This window comes from endosymbiont of Lamellibrachia barhami (genome assembly GCF_011947365.2).
In the GTDB taxonomy this organism is placed as follows: Bacteria; Pseudomonadota; Gammaproteobacteria; order Chromatiales; family Chromatiaceae; genus QGON01.
Genome location: NZ_JAAVSH020000001.1, coordinates 1,621,455 through 1,622,317, shown reverse-complemented (window position 1 = coordinate 1,622,317; position 863 = coordinate 1,621,455). Strand labels below are relative to the sequence as shown.

Annotated in this window: 2 protein-coding genes; one reads left to right on the top strand and one right to left on the bottom strand. The window is 53.5% G+C overall.

Annotated elements, in window-relative coordinates:
• A partial coding sequence (locus G9Q73_RS07235) for a hypothetical protein (protein ID WP_304956572.1) occupies positions 1-225 on the top strand: 225 nt, incomplete at its 5' end.
• A 127-nt stretch (positions 226-352) separates the two neighbouring features.
• Here the strand turns inward: G9Q73_RS07235 and G9Q73_RS07230 are convergent.
• Positions 353-863 (bottom strand): SPOR domain-containing protein (locus G9Q73_RS07230; RefSeq protein ID WP_177419189.1); only part of this gene is annotated, 511 nt, incomplete at its 5' end.

Genomic DNA, 863 nt, shown 5'->3' with positions numbered 1-863 from the left:
GGTGCAGCCAAGGGTGAGGGTGACTACAGCTACTATTTCCTTGGGCTGCGCTACTACTTTGGCAGCAATGCCCCGTTGATTCAGCGGCACCGGCGTGAATTTCCTCAGTTCACAGGATCGCTACACTATGGTAACGGCATACATAGTCTGAAGACGGAGATCGAACGTCGGGAAACCCAGACCGACGGCGGTGTGGAGAATCTTGACCAGGGTCCCCTCCTCTAGCCCGATCTGCCGAAACACCATCTCAAAGGCTCTTTTGATCCGCATCTGTCGCGATTGATGCGGTTCGTTTTACTCACCACACCCTACACGTTCCTCAGTGTTCGCCATGTGCGGATCTTTTTTCACCCTACAACTCACCAATCTGCTTAACCACCAGACGGGGTACCTGTTTCCGTAAAGCTTCTGGCAGTTTGTTGAAAGCTTCCTCGGCGGCGGTTTTTGTCGCGAAGAACCCGTAAAGAATCCGGTATTTGAAATCTTTATCGTTCGCGCTGACGACCTTTAGGGCCAGACCCGGATGACGTTTCATGAGATCTTCCAACTTGTTCAGTTGGTTGAGGGCAAAGAGTTGCACCGTATAGTGGGTTGCCTCCTGCTGTGACAGCCACCAGTCTCCCCACCTCTCCAGGTCAACCCGACCGGGTTTGAGATAGATATCCCGAACGACACGAAAACCGGTATAGCGATCGGCTTGGGTTTGGAGCAGGGCGGCCCTGGCGGATGAACGCAGAGCACTGGCTGAGTCGTTATAACTGCCTCCGCGCACCACACGCTGTTTCGACTGGGGATCAAAACGGGGTTTTCCATCGCCAAGGCTGTTGATGTAATTATTACGCCAGTTGTCCAACACCCACTCC